Here is a 17,375-nt window from a genome sequence, read left to right on the forward strand (position 1 = left end):
TCAAAATTCCCCAAGAAATATCTTGTCAGTCTGACAAGAGACAGTTTCTACTCTCTTTTTTGAAGCTATTATGCTAGAATGTAGGTGAAAAAATTGTGTTCATGGAGGTTACAATGGATACACTCATTATTTACGCGCACCCTTATGACAAAAGTTTCAATCACGCTATTTTAGAAAATGTCGAAGGGACTTTGTTGCAAAGGCAAGAAAAATTCAACCTCGTCGACTTATACAAAGACCATTTCAATCCAGCCTACACCAGTGAAGAACTGGCTTTATTTAAGGATGGGAAAACCACTGACCCGCTTGTCGAACAGTACCAAAAATTTTTAACCTCTACTAATCACGTCATTTTCATCTTTCCTATTTGGTAGAATGACACACCTGCAATCATCAAAGGCTTTATCGATAAAGTCATGAAAAAGAAATTTGCCTACGAGGTCGGAAAAACTGGTCTTATTGGGCATTTGACCCACATTGAAAAAGCTACAATCCTCACCACATCTACTTCACCAACTTGGTACTTAAGACTTTTTTGTGGCGATGCCATCAAGCGCGTTTTCATCAACGCTACCTTAAAACAACTCGGAATTAAGCATATCACATGGCAAAATATGGGAAATATCGATAAAAGCACCGCACAAGATCGCCATGACTTTCTAAATAATATCAACCTTTAAAGCAAATCAGCACCCATTGGGGTGCTGATTTTAATTGTCTTTATAGTACTCAAAAGCAATGGTGTAAGTCTTTTCTTCATTAGCTTGAAAGACAATATCGCCAAAACCATCATGATTAATCGCATCAGGTAAGAATTGAGCTTCAAGAGCTATCGCTTCAAATTCTTTTGCCATTTTACCCTTATCACGCGCTGGGTAGATGCCATCAGGAATGCCAACCATACTGTAAGCAACCCAAGCATTACGATCTGAATAAAGTTTAACAGCATCGCCACTTTCTTCATCTTTTAACTCACCACAAGGTGCATCAAGTGAAGCTGGGACTAAAAAGGCATCATCAAATCCACCTGTCGCCTTAATGGCATCTCCAAGATTTCTGCCAGCTCTAAAATCATAAGCTGTTTCAGAAACGTCAATGAGTTTTCCTGTTGGAATTAGGTCATCACGCGTTTCCAAATAATGGTCCGCTGCCAAAGTAAAGACATGTTTTGTCAAATCTTGTCTTTCTCCAAGGTTAAAGTACACATGATTCGTTGGATTAAATAGTGTCGCTTGACCGCCATTTTTACCAGTGTAAGTGATTGTAAAACGATTGTCGTTATCCAGCGTAAAACGTGCTGTTACCAACATATCACCAGGGAAACCATCCACACTTTCTTTAGCATTATATGTCATGACAATGCTAGTTTGATTGCGTTCTAAATCAACACAAGCTTTCCAAATTTGCTTATGAAAACCTTGAGGCCCACCATGAAGAGTGTTGCCATTTTCATTTTGCGGAAGTTGCATGAGTTTTCCATCAAGTTTAAACTGACCATGATTAATGCGTCCAGCAACACGACCAATAGATTGTCCAGCGCACAAAGTATTCTTGCCATATTCATCAGGATCATCAAAACCAATGATGATATTTTTGTGTCCACCTTTTCCATCTGGCACCAAAAATTCTTGCCAAGTTGCTCCCAAAGTTAACAAACCAACTTGCACATCATTGTCATTGACAATCGTGTATTTTTCAATATTTTTCCCATTAATTGTTGCTACAATTTCTTGTACTACTTTCATTTTTCTCCCTCTTTCTTAGGTCTTGTCTTTATTTTACTCCTCCTAAAATTTTTTGTAAACGTTTTCTGTTTGTTTTTACCAAGTTTTTACCAACAAAAAAATCCTGCCCTTAAGGACAGGATTCATCTATTTAAACTTATTTTACAACAATGTTAACAAGTTTATTAGGTACCGCAATCACTTTGATAATGTCTTTACCAGCGATTTCATCTTGAATTTTTTCGTTTGCAAGAGCAAGTTTTTCAAGTTCTTCACGGCTTGAGTCTTTTGGTACAACAAGTTTTGCACGAACTTTACCTTTGATTTGGATAACAATTTCAACGTCGTTTTCAACGAGTTTTGATTCGTCCCATGTTGGCCATGCAACGTATGAAATTGATTCACCTGAATGTGTCAATTCTTGCCACAATTCTTCTGAAAGGTGTGGTGCAAATGGTGCTAACAATTGTACAAATCCTTTAGCGTAGTCAGCATAGAGTTTGTCTTCTTTGTTTGCTGCGTTAACAAATACCATCAATTGTGCGATAGCTGTGTTGAATTTCATTGCTTCAAGTTGTTCAGTGACAGCTTTGACAGTTTCGTTATAAACTTTATCCAAGTTACCATTGTTTTCTGCAACAACTTCTTTTGTTGTCAACAAGCGGTAAACGCGGTCGAGGAATTTACGTGAGCCTTCAAGACCTTCTTCAGACCAAGCGATCGAAGCATCAAGTGGTCCCATGAACATTTCGTATACACGAAGTGTATCAGCACCGTAACGTTCAACGACGTCATCTGGGTTAACAACATTTTTAAGTGATTTAGACATTTTAGCTGGGGCTTGTTCAAGTTCTTCACCAGTTTCAATGTGGAAGAATGAACCATCACGTTTTTCAACTTTATCAGTTGCTACAAGGGCACCACGGTGATCGCGGTAGCTTGTTCCCAAAATCATACCTTGGTTAAAGAGTTTTTGGAATGGTTCTTTGGTTGGAACAACACCTAAATCATAAAGGAATTTGTGCCAGAAACGAGCGTAGAGAAGGTGAAGCACAGCGTGTTCAGCACCACCGATGTAGATATCAACTGGCAACCAAGCTTTTAGAAGCTCTTCATCAGCCAATTTTTCATCGTTGTGTGGATCAATGTAACGTAGGAAGTACCAGCTTGAACCAGCCCATTGAGGCATTGTATTTGTTTCACGACGACCTTTAACACCGTCTTCACGTGTAACTTCAAGCCAATCAGTCAAGTTAGCAAGTGGTGATTCACCTGTACCTGAAGGTTTGATATCTTTTGTTACTGGCAATACAAGTGGAAGTTGATCTTCTGGAACAGCTGTTGTTGTACCATCTTCCCAGTGGATGATTGGGATTGGTTCACCCCAATAACGTTGACGTGAGAAGAGCCAGTCACGAAGACGGTAAGTTACTTTCTTATTACCAACACCTTCTGCTTCAAGCCATTCGACCATTTTGTCAATAGCTTGCGCTTTATCAAGACCATCTAGGAAACCAGAGTTGATGTGAAGTCCATCTTCTGTGTAAGCTTCTTCTTCAACATTTCCACCTTCAAGAACTGGAATGATTTCTAGGTTAAATTGTTTTGCAAATTCCCAGTCACGTGTATCGTGAGCAGGAACAGCCATGATAGCACCAGTACCGTAGCTTACAAGAACATAGTCAGCAATCCAGATTGGCATTTCTTTACCGTTTACTGGGTTGATTGCATAGCTACCAGTCCAAACACCTGTTTTTTCTTTAGCAAGGTCTGTACGAGCAAGGTCTGATTTAAGGCTTGCTTGGTGTTTATAATCAGCAACAGCTTGTGCTTGTTCAGGTGTTGTAATTGCTTCAACAAGTGGGTGTTCTGGTGCCAAAACAGCGTAAGTTGCACCAAATAGTGTATCTGGACGAGTTGTGAAGACTGTGAAGTCTTTGTCGCTATCTTTAACTTTGAAAGTTACGTTAGCACCAGTTGATTTACCAATCCAGTTACGTTGCATGTCTTTGATTGATTCTGGCCAATCAAGGTCATCCAGGTCTTCAAGCAAACGTTCTGCGTAAGCTGTGATTTTAAGCATCCATTGACGCATTGGTTTACGAACAACTGGATATCCACCACGTTCTGAAGTTCCGTCCGGAAGCACTTCTTCGTTGGCGATAGCTGTACCTAATTCTTCAACCCAGTTAACTGGTACTTCAGCTTCGTATGCCAAACCTTTTTCGTACAATTTTGTGAAAATCCACTGAGTCCATTTGTAGTAGTTAGGGTCAGTTGTGTTCACTTCGCGGTCCCAGTCATATGAGAAACCAAGTGAGTTGATTTGACGTTTGAAGTTGGCAATGTTTTTAGCTGTAAATTCAGCTGGGTCATTACCAGTGTCCATTGCGTATTGTTCTGCTGGAAGACCAAAAGCATCCCAACCCATTGGGTGAAGCACGTTGTAACCTTGAGCGCGTTTAAAACGGCTAAGAATATCAGTCGCAGTGTATCCTTCTGGGTGTCCTACGTGAAGACCAGCTCCAGATGGGTATGGGAACATGTCTAATGCGTAGAAGTTTGGTTTATCCGCATCTGTTCCTGTTTTAAAAGTATGGTTATCGGCCCAAAAAGCCTGCCATTTTTTCTCAATCTCTTTGTGATTATAAGTTGCCATGTCATTTCTCCATGTTCTTAGTATTGGTTACTATTATACCACGAAAAGAATAAAGAAAAAAGGCGAAATCACGGGGGATTTCGCCTTTTAGTAGCTAATCAAAAAATTTTTACAAATCAAAGATTTCCTGATTCATCTGACAGATATTCTTTCAATTTTGCCATATCATTTTTGGCATCTACTAAACCAACTTGGTAGATTTCTTCGTATTTTTCTGGGTTTGTTTCGAGTCGGCCGATTTCCAGGTTTTGACTTGGGCGAATGGCAAAGAGCTCACCTTTCTTTTCCAAATCAATAATGTGCTCAACCGTGTCATTGTAGTGCTGATAACGTTTTGAAGCTACTTCTACGAATTTTGGATATTTTCTGTAAAAGAGTTTGTAAAGACGACCGCTACTTGGTTTTTTACGATAATCAATCGGACGCGTTAGCACCACAATCAATTTATCAAAGCCTAGACTTCTTGCAAAATCAACTGGAATGCTGTCTGACAAACCACCGTCAAGATATTTTTGTCCTTTCCATTCCACGATTTTTGAAGCTAATGGCAAAGCAGAGCTAGCTCGGAGCAGCTCCATTTGCTCAAAGACATTATCAACTTTGTGGTATTCGGGTTTCCCAGTCGCTAGATTCGTCACCGTTGCGTAAAAAGGAACTCCTGACTCTTCAAAAGCTTTTTCATCAAAAACATCTAATTCCATTGGAACCTTGTAATAGGCAAAGTCTTTATTAACGACATTTCCTGTTTTTAACCACGAACGAAGCCCCATATAATTTGGGTAAGAAGCGTATTTTTTATTGTAACGAATGGCACGACCTTTTTGTTTTGACAAGAAATTAACGCCAAAAAGTGCCCCTGCTGATACCGAAACAACACCATCAACCTTGATACCAGCCTCTAAAAAAGTATCTAGCACTCCTGCTGTATACAGGCCTCGCATGCCGCCACCTTCTAGTACTAAACCAACAGACATTCTCTTCCTCCGTTCTTTCTAATTTTGTTACTTATTATACCAAAAAACAAGCTATTTAGATGGATTTTACTATGTTATAATAGTCCTAAGAATTCAAAGGAGATAGTTATGCGAAAGAAAATCTACAACATTATCGAGCCAACCAAAAATATAACTACCATTGAAAAAATCTATGATATTTTCATGATCCTTGTCATTATTGCAAGTTTACTTCCGCTAACTATCAAAACACATTTTACTTTTTATGCAATTCTGGAGAATGTAACCACTCTGATTTTTATCATTGATTACTTGTTACGCTTGATGACGGCTGATTTCAAACTCAAACAAGGAAAAATCTCTTTCATCAAATACCCTTTTTCTTTCCTTGCGATGACAGACCTTATTGCCATTTTATCTTCTCTATTATTTTGGAATAATACTTTTCGATTATTTAAAATCGTGCGCATGATTCGTACCATTCGCGTTTTCAAACTCTTTCGTTATTCTAGAAGTATTAACATGCTCATCCATGTTCTTAAAAAGCAAAAAGAATCTTTGTTAATCGTTGGAGCTTTAGTTGTTATCTATATTTTCATCTCTGCTCTCGTTATTTTCAATGTCGAGCCAACAACTTTTGGCAACTTCTTTGATGCACTTTATTGGGCGACCATTTCTTTGACAACCGTTGGTTACGGTGATATTTACGCCGTTTCTGCCATCGGAAAATTAATCACCATGATTTCATCAATCCTTGGCGTGGCAATCATCGCTCTTCCTGTCAGCATCATGACCGCAGGCTATCTTGAAGAAATCGAAACACGACGACACAGACATAAACATTAAATAACTAAAAAGCTGAACCCCTTCAAGGAGTTCAGCTTTTTGATATTACAATTCAGCAATTTGGTAAAGTTCCAATTCAGCTTGTGTTTCTGTTCCGAACATGTTAATCATCAATTTAACTTTGTTGTTTTCAATTTCAACAACGCGTCCTTCTTGACCAGAGAAAGCACCGTCGATGATTTGAACCACATCACCAGCTTTGATGTTTGTGTCAACGACATCAACAGTTTGTCCCATTGAGATAAGGATTGAACGGATTTCTTCTTCCAAAAGTGGAGTTGGTTTTGAACGGTTACCGTGTGAACCAACGAAACCAGTAACGTTTGGAGTGTTACGAACAACGAACCAAGCTTCGTCTGTCATAACCATTTCAACCAAAACATAACCTGGGAAGCGATTTTCTTCAACTTCTTTGATTTTACCGTTCTTTTCAACGTTAACAGTTTGTGTTGGGATTTCAACACGCAAGATGTTGTCCAACATGTTGTAAGTTTGTGCACGTTGCAAAAGAGTTTCTTTTACTTTGTTTTCGTAACCAGAGTAAGTTTGTAGCACAAACCAACCTTTATCAAAAGAATCTAACATAATTTCCTCCATTATAAAAAAGCCCCTTAAAGGCTCCTTGGGTGTTTTTCTTTATTTTATTATAGGAAAAATCGCTAGCGCTGTCAATGAATTACTGCTAAAGAAGCTGATTTAACACTTTAAAAGACAGCAAGATATTGCCAAAGATAATCAGCAAAGTTACTAGCGCATAAAGGTAATAACGATAATCAACTAAGCCAAAAGAAAATAGAAAAGCAAGAGAGATAACAGCAGTTATAATACCACCAATCAAGCCTGGAACATATCTCCTTAGCACCAAACTTTGCACAAGATGACCAACAATATGGTAGATATAAGCAATTATAACTGTCACATAAAAACCAAAATGCTTGCTGTAATAGCGGATGCCTAAAACCAATAGCAAAAGCAAGAGTTGCTCCAAAACCGTAAGATTAAAAACCAATGGGCTATAATAAGCTTGAACTTTTTTAGTTGCCTTAGATGCTGGTAACTTTGTCACAAATCCAGGCATAAAAATCAACTCTTCCATCTCATGTATCATAAATAATGCTGGAAAAATCATAAAAAAGGCTATCATGCTCATTACCCCCAAAACTTTTGTTAGCTACTTCAGCTCCATTATGATCTTTAATGACAAAAATAAACAACCGTAGCTCAAAGCTACGGCTGTACTTTAAAATCGATTTAACAAATTCATCACTCCCAGTGAGAGCAATTTATCGAAAATGAAAATAACAATGGTAAAGAATGCTGTATATTCAAGTACAGAGATATAATCTTTCCAACGTTGTTTACGATCTGGCCAAGTTGTTTCACTTAAAATCGTAAATACTCCCTTAATGAATGCCACAGGCGACTCCTCCTTATTCTATCATCTCGCTCATTACTCTAAAGCTGAGAATGACCGCTACAAATTATCGTGTTTCTTTGTGTAGCGTGTATTTTTTACAATGTTTACAATATTTATTAACTTCTAGTCGTACAGGTTTGGGGTTGCTACTAACTCCGATAGAGTAGTTACGGCTTCCACATTCTGTACAAGCTAAACTTGCTTTTTTCTGTGCCATAATTCCTCCGAGACCTTATTTTATCATGTTTTTCGTAAGTTGGCAAGTAACTTAGTTAGTCTGCTTGTTGAACCAACTTGAGAAGCTATCCCAAGCATCTTTAACCGCACGGCCAATCTTATCTCCTGCATCTTGAGCTGATTCTTGAACTTTATCAAGAATGTTATCAGAACTTGAGGATTGACTTGTACTTGTTTGACCATTAGCGCTGTAAACCAAGTCGTAACCATTTTGGCTATAAGCATTTTCAACGGTAAATTCTGTTCCCGCAGTATATGGCAAAATGCTGCTGGCTACTGCGCTAAAGATTGTCGACGCTGTACCAGAACTTGCATCAGTCAGGTAGTGATTTTCATCTGTCGAATCATAACCAATCCACTGAGCGATAACCACATCTGGCGTATAACCAATAACCCATTGATCACTGGTCAAATCAGCATTGAAGTTAGCTTCCACGGTACCAGTCTTACCTGCGATTGTGTAACCATAAGCATTGGCGTTGACCGCAGAACCGTTTGAGAAAGTTCCAAGCATCATGCTGGTCATTTTGTTAGCTACAGATTGGCTAATCACGCGCTTGGTTGATGGCTTGAATTCTGCAATAACATCACCGCTGGCATTTTCAATTTTCGTAATCAAATGTCCTTTCGGCATTACACCACCATTAGCAAAGGTTGCGTAAGCTTGAGCCATTTCAAGTGGGTTGGTTGTAACACCACCACCAAGGGCAACGCCCAATTCTTCCTTAACATTTTTCATGTTAAGACCAAATTTTTGACCGTAGCTCATTCCCTTGCTAACACCGATTTTATGAAGTAAGTAAACCGCTGGGATATTGTATGAATTTGCCAAAGCTTGATACATTGGAAGGTCTGCTGTTTCAATACCGGCGTAGTTCGTTGGAGAATAACCATCGTAATCCCTAGGTGTATTTGGTAAATCAGTCGTAATGGCGTAACCTGAAGCAACAGCTGGTGAGTAAACCACTAGAGGTTTAATGGTTGAACCAGGGCTTCGTGAGGCTTGTGTCGCGTAGTTAAAGCTACGGAAAGTTGCTGAACTTGGGCTGACACGTCCGACCAAACCACGAACCGCACCAGTTGACGGATCCATGGCAACACTAGCTCCTTGGGCTGTTTGACCATCATAATCAGATACTGGGAAATAAGCCGTGTTATCAAAAACAGCTTGCATATTTGCTTGATAGTTTTGGTCTAATTCTGTGTAAATCTTATAGCCGTTGTTGACGATATCATTTTCAGACAAGCCATATTTTTTCTCAGCTTCTTGAATAACCGCATCAAAGTATGAACCGTACTGATAATCATCAGAATTTCCAGTATAAGTATCGTTCAATTCACTTGCGATATCAACTTGCTTAGCTTGATTGGCTTCTGCTTGTGTGATTTTTCCTGCATCAACCATAACTCCTAAGACCGTATTGCGTCGGTTTGTCGCATTTTCTACAGAATAATAAGGGTTATAAATTTCAGGACCTTTTAGCATCCCAGCTAAGATAGCTGATTGTTCAACAGTCAGATTGGCAGCATCCGTTCCGAAATACTTGCGGCTGGCATCTTGGACACCCCAGACCGAATTTCCAAAATAAGCATTGTTCAAATACATGGTCAAGATATCATCTTTACTGTATTTTTTGGTCAATTCAATCGCTAAGAAGAATTCTTTAGCTTTACGAGTGACCGTTTGTTCTTGGCTTAGATAAGCATTTTTAGCCAATTGTTGCGTGATAGTTGACCCACCACCAAAACGTCCCATGGTGAACAAAGCTAAGAAGAAACGAGAGTAATTAATCCCACCATTTTTGTAAAATGAACGGTCTTCTGTTGCAATTACCGCATTTTTCATGTTATCGCTAATGGCGTTTAACTCAACGTAAGTCCCTTTTTGCCCTGAAAGCGAACCAACTTGATTGTCATCTTTATCATAAATAACAGTTGTCGCCTTCAATGCGTCCTGCAAATCCGAGACATTAGTTGATTTGGCAACAGCAAAAAGGTAAGAGCCAATGGCTAAAACACCAATACCAACCAAAATGAGTAAGATTTTTCCAACTCGGTAACGACGCCAGAAACGTCTAATAGGATTCTTAGGCGACGGCATAAAACGCGAAAGCTTTTGCAACCAAGCTGGCTGCTTCTTTGCTTTTTCGTGATACCCTTTACTACGTTGGTAGGTTGGAGCTGCCTGCTCCTTAGTCTTTTCAGTTTCAAAGTCACTTAAGTCATCAGCCAGATAATCATTATCACTTTCCTGACTGGTGTGATTCTTGAAAGGTACTTCTTCTTTTTCTGATTTGAAAAAAGAAAGAAGCTTTTCTTTAATCATTTTAAATTTTGTCATAACCACATTATAACAGTTCTTTTGAAAAACGTCAGATGAAAAGGGATTTCATCTTGATTACAACGTTTTCATCTCTTTTGTGGTAAAATAAAAGTATCAATAAAAACGCTCACAACTTATCTGGTTGTCACAATTGTCCACGATACTTGAACGAGTATTAGAAAGGATTTTACCATGAACAAAGGATTCGAAGCATTCAAAAAAACATTGTCACACGATAGTTTAAAAGCCGTTTACGACGAAACAAAAATCGAAGTTTCAGAAAGTGAAGCTGAAGGGACTGAAGCTTACTCAATGGCTGTCGCAACTCAAATGGCAGTTAACCTTTTGGAAAAATACCACGATTGGCTACACGAAAACGAAGCTAAAGACAAGTAAATCTAGGCGCGCCATAAGGTGCGTTTTTTTGCGCACTCATGCTATAATAGAGCTATGACTTTAACATATACGCTTAAAAATCCTTATCCAGATAGCACAGTTAAGGAACTATTAGAAGAGCATTTACTGATTCCACGAAAAATTCGCCATTTTTTACGCACCAAAAAACACTTACTGATTAACGGGGAAAATATCAACTGGCAGAGCTTGGTCAAAACAGGCGACACTATCCAGCTAACTTTTGATGACGACGATTACCCACAAAAAACGATTCCATTTGGTGATAGCAAGTTAGTTGAATGTCTTTACCAAGATGAGCATCTCATCATTGTCAACAAACCTGAAGGCATGAAGACACACGGCAACGAGCCAAATGAAATTGCTCTACTCAACCATGTGTCAGCCTATGTCGGAAAAACATGCTACGTCATTCACCGCTTAGATATGGAAACGAGTGGCGCTGTTATGTTTGCTAAAAATCCTTTTGTTCTGCCAATTCTAAATCGTCTGCTTGAAAACAAAGACATTTCACGTGAATATTGGGCACTAGCTCAAGGAAAATTTGAACCTAAACACCAAGTCTTTCAAGATAAAATTGGACGTGACCGTCATGACCGCAGAAAACGTGTCGTTGACCGAAAGAATGGTCAAACTGCCCTAACCATCGTTGATCGCCTCAAAGTTTTTCAAAAAGGAACTTTGGTCAAATGTCGTCTAAAAACGGGACGCACGCACCAAATCCGCGTCCATCTGTCAGCACACGGACATGCCATCATCGGTGACCCATTATACAGCAAAATTCCTGCTAAACGTCTCATGCTCCACGCGCATAAACTCAGCTTCACACACCCATTTACTCTTGAAAAAATCAGTGTTGAAGCCAAGTCAAAAACATTTGAAGCAGGATTACATTAAGAGGTTGGGACAAAAGTCACCAACCTCTTTATTTATGCAATTATAATAAGCAAAACGGAGTGATTAAGTGGGTTCTAATGGGTTGATAAATCAACTTTTACACCCCTACTCCCTTTTCTTATTTTTTACTCAAAGTGCTACCAAGCATTGGCTTACTGTAATCAAAATCAGCATCTTTATTTGCTTGCCATACCACTAGGGTAAGTTTGTTACCGTCGACTTTAATACCGAAAGTATATTTAACACCAACGCCGCCAAGACCACTAACTGTAAAGACGCTTGTATCAGCATCGTCCCCGTAAAGGTAATGATAGACATTATTTCCTTTGTCTTCAATACCCGTAACCTTGGTTTGTTTCTTATTATTTTTAGTCGTTTGAGTGATTGTCCCATCAGCCTCAAAGGTAAATGACGTATCACTCTTATCGTCGACTTTCCATGTGCCAAGCATAGCTTCTGGAAAGAGCGACTCTCCTTTGACTTGATTATCTTCATTTGTCACTGTGATACTCTTTTGACCTGAATTAGCGACAACATAAGTCGCGCCAGCTTTCTTCAAGGTTACTTTACCTTCTAAGGTTTGGATGACTTCACCTGATGTTTGCTTTTCAGTATCTGTCGATTTATCGTAGTGGAAATCATAAGTTGCTGTAAATCCTGCCACATATGTTTCCTTGCCGACTTGAGATAGACTGGTCAAGGTGATATTTGGTACTGTTAGACTTGTTGCCTTGCGACTATCGGTCTGCATCTTAGCCTTGATACTTTCTTTCAAGCCTTTGTAAAAGTCATTATTACCGCCGTCTTCAAAAACCGTAGATACCGTTGATGAGTCTTGCCCAGCGTTCAAATACAAAATCATTTGGTCAAAAGCTGATACCAAAACTTTGCCAGCTGTTTCATTATCCAAAAGATTATCGACATTCAAAGCAATCGTGTCCCCATCAGCGATACTTGCTAGAGCTTGTTTTTGTGATTTCAAATCACCATCTGAGAATTTCTTCTTCACATAAGCTTTAGCTGAATCTGTCAACGGGTAATCACTAACCTCGTACTCACCATTTTCCAAAGTGCCTACGCGTGTGTTATCAAAATAAAGCTCACCATCAACTAAGTTACTTGTGACTTTAAAGTTTTTAAAAGTCACCGATAAATCAAGAACCTTGTCCTTACCATCGTAATCTTTACTTAACTCGATTGGTTTGCCATTATATTTTCCAGAAATACTTGCCGTGTAATCAGCGATTGGCAAGCGTTCAAGCTTGACGCTGTAATCAGTTGAATCACTAAGCGCAACTTTCTTTTTATTGAGCAAAATGTCGACCTTATCAACATTCGTCTTAATAGTCAAATCCAAAGGTTTCAAAGCAATACGATAGTTTGGGAAAATCAAAAACTTATGACCGATTTTTTTCACATAAGCATCATCAGAAGCATCAGCTTTCTTCAACTCACTACTTAGCTTGTCAGCTTCTGTTTTTGAAAGTTTACTAAATGTCGCATACTTGGCTTCATCAGTTGTAACCTTTTCATTGTTATCAGCCCAAACGATATAACCTTTGATATTGTCAAAAGTATCCCCAGATTTTTGGTAGGCTGCTACGTAATCTCGAATGACTTGTTTTTTAGAGTAGTGAAAACTTCCCCAAACCACAAAAACCAAGAGTAGCACTCCCACAATCACACTAGGAATCCAGACTTTCTTACGTTTTAGCGTATGTTTAAACTTTTTCATCTTTAGTCTCCCTATTCCATCAAATCTTAAATTATTATTATACCAAAAACTTTTTAAGCTACCATTACAGAAAAATCACACCATATGACACCTAAAAAAGGCGGCTCAAAAAGCCACCCTTGTCATTCAAAAGTCATCTTTGTTATCCACAATAACAAGATAAATCGCACCTAAAACCGCACCTGCAACACCTAACCAAAACATCATAAGCCTACTCCCTTCATACAGTAAGCATATCTAAAACTAAACCAACATTTTCTAACCTTAGTATACTACAGACAGGTCTTTTTTACGATTATTTTATAGCTTTACCAAAGAAAAAAGCAAACCTTACCAAATCAAAAAGGTTTGCTTTTTCCTAAGTTTTTTAGTGTAGCTGTCAGTCTTTTCAGAAAGTTATACAGTCAAGCTGCACCAACATATTTTCAGCTGCCCCCAACTGAAAATACGATGTCAAAAGTAAATCAGTTTACAAGAATGCCTAGCTGAGTTATCAGTCGTTTTTTGGTGTGAACAATCACCTAGCTAAAACACTCTCAATAAACCTATCTCATGTCATATCTCTCGGAAATGTACTAATTTTTGTAATTGAACGCATAATACTACTAATACTACAGACGGTGTCGCTCAATAAGAAAAAAAGATATGACTTATACATCTCAATCCGAAGATTCAGATGTCATGATTAGCATAATGCTAACTCTCCTGGATAAAAATCCATCCCTTTAGAGCAATACTTTCCATTACACATGACTCCCAAAAATCAAAAGCTCCCAAACAATTGATTTATTCACATGTAAAAACATCTTGCCTAACCAAGACTAATATTGCTCTGTAAGTACTTCTTCAAATACTTACGAGTATAATATACCACGGAAAAAAGCACTTATTAGAAATTCGCAAATATGAAAATTCAATTTTTGTTTTTTCATATATGATAATTTTAAGTTTTCCCTGTTTTTTACGATACAATAAGGACATAGGAGGTCATTATATGCCTAAGAAAATTTTTTTATTAATAGCACTTCTTATTCTGGCCTTTTTAATCCAAAGTCTATTCACTCTAATAAAAACCGGAAAGTTTAATCCTTCAATTTTTATTATTTATATCATTTAATAAATTGTTCCAAATGTTCCTCTAAGAGCTTAGCCATTGTAGGATTTCCTAATTTTTTAACCATTTCAATACACTCTCTCATCGGTTGAACATCATCAGTCTCACCTTTCAAATAAGCCAAGGTATCTTTTAAAAAGGTTAAAAATACTACGGTAAACATGTCTTGATAATTAATCATGCTTTCTAGCTTAGTCATAAAATAAGTCGTGTAGTAAAGCTGATTACGCTCAATCAAAGCTAAGATAATATTAATAAAGGTCAACTGCGCAGCTTTTTTATGTTGAGGAAGTGACAGATAAAATTCATTGCGTTCAGCAAGCGCTCTTCCTAAGAAAATCAAATCAGCATCAGATAAAATCGACATGGTGTTTCCAAAAAGATAAAGTTCATACTCTGTCCATTGTTCGATGCTATAGAGATATTGCGTCAAAAATTGCTTATCATCTTCTTTAATCTCATAACTTGGATCAAGGGCATAAATAGCACTGACAATATCAATCCTCGTCAAACGATTATAGGTATCAAAATTTTCGTCAGCTTCAAAATTTTTCAGCACCTCTTTAAGGCCTTCAATATCACCAGCCACTTGTAAATTAGCCAACTGGTTTCCAAGTCTAAAATAAGAACTTTCTTGATAATGATTCAGGGCGTGTCCAAATTCTGAAAAGCTCATGTGAATCGCTGAAATCGCCACTAAAAGTTTGTCTGCTGTAAGCATGCTTTGCCCATTTTCAAACTTTGATAACTGCGAAACTGACAACTTCTGACCAGCAACATCTTTTAACTTTAAGCCCCGCGCCATGCGTAATTCACGATATAGCTCGCCTAAGCTCATCATTTCTTTTTCATCCACGATAACACACCCCTCTTTCTAAAAAATTGCTTTTTTTAATTATATCAAATTCTTTTTAGATAAATAAATCACATAATCAACAAAAAGAACACCTCGCTTGAGGTGTTCTTTCTAATTAATCTATTCGAATTTTGAATTAGAATCCGCCCATCATTGATGGATCCATGCCAGGAGCTGCTGGTGTGCTTGCAGCAGGTTCTGGATGGTTAGCTACAACCGCTTCTGTTGTAAGAATAAGGCTTGCGACTGAGGCAGCATTTTGAAGAGCTGAACGTGTTACTTTAACTGGGTCAATAATACCAGCTTCAACCATGTTCACCCATTCACCGTTAGCAGCGTTAAATCCTGTACCAACTTCTGAGTTTTTCAAACGTTCAATGATAACTGAACCTTCGTAACCAGCGTTGAAGGCAATTTGACGAACGGGTTCTTCAAGAGCGCGAAGAACGATGTTACGACCTGTAGCTTCATCACCGTCAAGTTCAAGTTCAGCAACTTTAGAAATAACGTTAACAAGGGCAGTACCACCACCAGCAACGATACCTTCTTCAACAGCGGCACGTGTTGCGTTAAGGGCATCTTCAATACGCAATTTCATTTCTTTAAGAGCTGTTTCTGTAGCCGCACCAACTTTGATAACTGCAACACCACCAGCTAATTTAGCCAAACGTTCTTGAAGTTTTTCGCGGTCAAATTCTGATGTTGTTGAAACAAGTTGTGATTTAATCACGTTGACACGGTTAGCGATAGCATCTGCATCACCAGCACCTTCAACGATAACTGTGCTGTCTTTATCAACAGTTACTTTAGCTGCTTGACCAAGAGCTGCCATGTTAGCATCTTTCAACTCAAGACCAAGATCTTCTGTAATCACTGTAGCACCAGTCAAAATAGCGATATCTTCAAGCATTGCTTTACGACGATCACCAAATCCTGGAGCTTTAACAGCTACAACGTTGAATGTACCACGGATTTTGTTAAGAACAAGTGTTGGAAGAGCTTCACCATCAACGTCATCAGCGATGATAAGAAGTGGACGGCTTGTTTTAAGCACTTCTTCAAGAAGTGGCAAGATATCTTGAATGTTTGAGATTTTCTTGTCTGTAATCAAGATGTATGGATTTTCAAGGTCAGCGACCATTTTTTCGTTGTCAGTAACCATGTATTGTGAAAGGTATCCACGGTCAAATTGCATACCTTCGACAACATCAAGTTCTGTTTCCATACCACGTGATTCTTCAATTGTGATAACACCGTCATTACCAACTTTTTCCATGGCTTCTGAGATGTATTCACCAACTTTTTCAGAACGTGATGAAACGGCTGCGACTTGGGCAATAGCTTCTTTATTAGCAACTGGTTGAGCGATTGATTTCAATTCGTCAACAGCTACTTTAACAGCTGCTTCAATACCACGACGAATACCGATTGGGTTAGCACCAGCAGTCACGTTTTTAAGACCTTCGCGAACGATAGCTTGTGTCAATACTGTGGCAGTTGTTGTACCGTCACCAGCGATGTCATTTGTTTTAGAAGCAACTTCTGAAACCAATTTTGCACCCATGTTTTCAAAGTGGTCTTCTAGTTCGATTTCTTTGGCAATTGTCACACCATCATTAGTGATAAGTGGTGAACCAAATGATTTTTCAAGAACAACGTTACGACCTTTAGGGCCTAAGGTTACTTTAACTGTATCTGCTAAAATATCTACCCCACGCATCATACTTGCGCGTGCATCTGATGAAAATTTAATATCTTTTGCCATATCTATTCCTCTGTTTGATTTCTATTAATATACTATTTTATTAATCTATCTTACGCCAATACGGCTAAAATTTCAGCTTCACGAACGATAGTAACTGTATCGTCACCATCTTTCACTTCGACACCTGCACCAGTTTCAATAATCACTTTATCTCCAGCTGCAACACTTGGTGCGACCAATTCACCTGTCAATGTACGGGCACCAGTACCAACAGCTACAACAGTTGCCGTTTGTGTGCTTTCTTTGCCTGCGCCAGCAAGGACAAAACCACCAACTGTTTGTTCTTTTTCTTCTTCAACTTTCAAGACCACACGGTCACCTAATGGTTTCAACATGCTTTTGCCTCCAATATTTTTATTGTTATTAGCACTCCTTACATTAGAGTGCTAATGTCTACAAAAACTATTCTAACACTTGGTCAAAAATAGTCAAGAA

General features: G+C 38.5%; 15 protein-coding genes and 1 pseudogene. 4 read left to right on the plus strand and 12 right to left on the minus strand.

Features of this window, described 5'->3' with window-relative positions:
• The first annotated feature begins 113 nt into the window (after window positions 1-113).
• Window positions 114-680, plus strand: a pseudogene (locus E0E02_RS05565) (NAD(P)H-dependent oxidoreductase).
• A 30-nt stretch (window positions 681-710) separates the two neighbouring features.
• On the opposite strand, the gene E0E02_RS05570 reads toward E0E02_RS05565, so the two are convergent.
• The 3 genes from E0E02_RS05570 to E0E02_RS05580 form a co-directional block, all read right to left on the minus strand.
• The gene (locus E0E02_RS05570) at window positions 711-1,745 is read right to left on the minus strand and encodes an aldose epimerase family protein (protein WP_133018074.1); all 1,035 of its coding nucleotides are present in this window, start codon (window positions 1,743-1,745) and stop codon (window positions 711-713) included.
• Window positions 1,746-1,881: 136 nt separating this feature from the next.
• Entirely contained in the window at window positions 1,882-4,383 is a 2,502-nt protein-coding gene (gene leuS / locus E0E02_RS05575; protein ID WP_074603398.1) for a leucine--tRNA ligase, read from the minus strand.
• Between the two features lie 116 nt (window positions 4,384-4,499).
• On the minus strand, window positions 4,500-5,357 hold the full coding sequence (locus E0E02_RS05580; protein WP_074603395.1) for a patatin family protein: 858 nt from the start codon (window positions 5,355-5,357) through the stop codon (window positions 4,500-4,502).
• A 108-nt stretch (window positions 5,358-5,465) separates the two neighbouring features.
• Here E0E02_RS05580 and E0E02_RS05585 point away from each other — a divergent pair, with 108 nt between their 5' ends.
• Window positions 5,466-6,182 (plus strand): ion transporter, encoded by a 717-nt coding sequence (locus E0E02_RS05585; protein ID WP_133018075.1) that lies wholly within the window; start codon window positions 5,466-5,468, stop codon window positions 6,180-6,182.
• A 45-nt stretch (window positions 6,183-6,227) separates the two neighbouring features.
• Here E0E02_RS05585 and nusG read toward each other — a convergent pair whose 3' ends face one another.
• From nusG to pbp2a, 5 genes are all read right to left on the minus strand, one after another.
• A complete protein-coding gene (gene nusG, locus E0E02_RS05590) occupies window positions 6,228-6,767 on the minus strand; it encodes a transcription termination/antitermination protein NusG (RefSeq protein ID WP_074564868.1) in 540 nt (179 codons plus the stop codon).
• Window positions 6,768-6,864: 97 nt separating this feature from the next.
• Complete coding sequence (locus E0E02_RS05595; RefSeq protein ID WP_240789017.1) at window positions 6,865-7,326, minus strand: HXXEE domain-containing protein; 462 nt, start codon at window positions 7,324-7,326, stop codon at window positions 6,865-6,867.
• A 96-nt stretch (window positions 7,327-7,422) separates the two neighbouring features.
• Window positions 7,423-7,599 carry a preprotein translocase subunit SecE gene (gene secE, locus E0E02_RS05600; protein ID WP_006531712.1) on the minus strand — a complete coding sequence of 59 codons (177 nt, stop codon included), beginning with the start codon at window positions 7,597-7,599 and terminating at the stop codon, window positions 7,423-7,425.
• A 64-nt stretch (window positions 7,600-7,663) separates the two neighbouring features.
• Window positions 7,664-7,816: a 50S ribosomal protein L33 gene (rpmG, locus tag E0E02_RS05605; protein ID WP_003067827.1), complete on the minus strand. Its 153-nt coding sequence runs from the start codon at window positions 7,814-7,816 to the stop codon at window positions 7,664-7,666.
• Window positions 7,817-7,867: 51 nt separating this feature from the next.
• Window positions 7,868-10,177 carry a penicillin-binding protein PBP2A gene (pbp2a, locus tag E0E02_RS05610; protein ID WP_133018077.1) on the minus strand — a complete coding sequence of 770 codons (2,310 nt, stop codon included), beginning with the start codon at window positions 10,175-10,177 and terminating at the stop codon, window positions 7,868-7,870.
• 174 nt (window positions 10,178-10,351) lie between these two features.
• On the opposite strand from pbp2a, the gene E0E02_RS05615 reads away from it, so the two are divergent.
• Together E0E02_RS05615 and E0E02_RS05620 are read left to right on the plus strand one after the other, a co-directional pair.
• Window positions 10,352-10,555, plus strand: a complete 204-nt coding sequence (locus tag E0E02_RS05615) for a hypothetical protein (protein ID WP_020916015.1) — start codon at window positions 10,352-10,354, stop codon at window positions 10,553-10,555.
• Window positions 10,556-10,609: 54 nt separating this feature from the next.
• A complete protein-coding gene (locus E0E02_RS05620) occupies window positions 10,610-11,470 on the plus strand; it encodes an RluA family pseudouridine synthase (RefSeq protein WP_093815848.1) in 861 nt (286 codons plus the stop codon).
• 118 nt (window positions 11,471-11,588) lie between these two features.
• Here the strand turns inward: E0E02_RS05620 and E0E02_RS05625 are convergent, their stop codons facing one another.
• The 4 genes from E0E02_RS05625 to groES all read right to left on the minus strand — a co-directional run bounded on the left by E0E02_RS05625 (window position 11,589) and on the right by groES (window position 17,275).
• Entirely contained in the window at window positions 11,589-13,205 is a 1,617-nt protein-coding gene (locus E0E02_RS05625; RefSeq protein ID WP_133018078.1) for a hypothetical protein, read from the minus strand.
• A 1,109-nt stretch (window positions 13,206-14,314) separates the two neighbouring features.
• Window positions 14,315-15,157, minus strand: coding sequence for an Rgg/GadR/MutR family transcriptional regulator (locus E0E02_RS05630; RefSeq protein WP_133018099.1), 843 nt, complete (start codon window positions 15,155-15,157; stop codon window positions 14,315-14,317).
• A gap of 154 nt (window positions 15,158-15,311) precedes the next feature.
• Complete coding sequence (groL, locus tag E0E02_RS05635; RefSeq protein WP_039697446.1) at window positions 15,312-16,940, minus strand: chaperonin GroEL; 1,629 nt, start codon at window positions 16,938-16,940, stop codon at window positions 15,312-15,314.
• Window positions 16,941-16,990: 50 nt separating this feature from the next.
• Window positions 16,991-17,275, minus strand: a complete 285-nt coding sequence (gene groES, locus E0E02_RS05640) for a co-chaperone GroES (protein WP_039697445.1) — start codon at window positions 17,273-17,275, stop codon at window positions 16,991-16,993.
• Window positions 17,276-17,375 lie beyond the last annotated feature (100 nt).

This window comes from Streptococcus sp. KCJ4932, assembly GCF_004352745.1.
GTDB classification, from domain to species: domain Bacteria; phylum Bacillota; class Bacilli; order Lactobacillales; family Streptococcaceae; genus Streptococcus; species Streptococcus ruminicola.

Coding starts and splice junctions, on each gene's coding strand:
- E0E02_RS05570 (WP_133018074.1), bottom strand. CDS start 1,745: ATGAAAGTAGTACAAGAAATTGTAGCAACAATTAATGGGAAAAATATT.
- leuS (WP_074603398.1), bottom strand. CDS start 4,383: ATGGCAACTTATAATCACAAAGAGATTGAGAAAAAATGGCAGGCTTTT.
- E0E02_RS05580 (WP_074603395.1), bottom strand. CDS start 5,357: ATGTCTGTTGGTTTAGTACTAGAAGGTGGCGGCATGCGAGGCCTGTAT.
- E0E02_RS05585 (WP_133018075.1), top strand. CDS start 5,466: ATGCGAAAGAAAATCTACAACATTATCGAGCCAACCAAAAATATAACT.
- nusG (WP_074564868.1), bottom strand. CDS start 6,767: ATGTTAGATTCTTTTGATAAAGGTTGGTTTGTGCTACAAACTTACTCT.
- E0E02_RS05595 (WP_240789017.1), bottom strand. CDS start 7,326: ATGATAGCCTTTTTTATGATTTTTCCAGCATTATTTATGATACATGAG.
- rpmG (WP_003067827.1), bottom strand. CDS start 7,816: ATGGCACAGAAAAAAGCAAGTTTAGCTTGTACAGAATGTGGAAGCCGT.
- pbp2a (WP_133018077.1), bottom strand. CDS start 10,177: ATGACAAAATTTAAAATGATTAAAGAAAAGCTTCTTTCTTTTTTCAAA.
- E0E02_RS05615 (WP_020916015.1), top strand. CDS start 10,352: ATGAACAAAGGATTCGAAGCATTCAAAAAAACATTGTCACACGATAGT.
- E0E02_RS05620 (WP_093815848.1), top strand. CDS start 10,610: ATGACTTTAACATATACGCTTAAAAATCCTTATCCAGATAGCACAGTT.
- E0E02_RS05625 (WP_133018078.1), bottom strand. CDS start 13,205: ATGAAAAAGTTTAAACATACGCTAAAACGTAAGAAAGTCTGGATTCCT.
- E0E02_RS05630 (WP_133018099.1), bottom strand. CDS start 15,157: ATGAGCTTAGGCGAGCTATATCGTGAATTACGCATGGCGCGGGGCTTA.
- groL (WP_039697446.1), bottom strand. CDS start 16,940: ATGGCAAAAGATATTAAATTTTCATCAGATGCACGCGCAAGTATGATG.
- groES (WP_039697445.1), bottom strand. CDS start 17,275: ATGTTGAAACCATTAGGTGACCGTGTGGTCTTGAAAGTTGAAGAAGAA.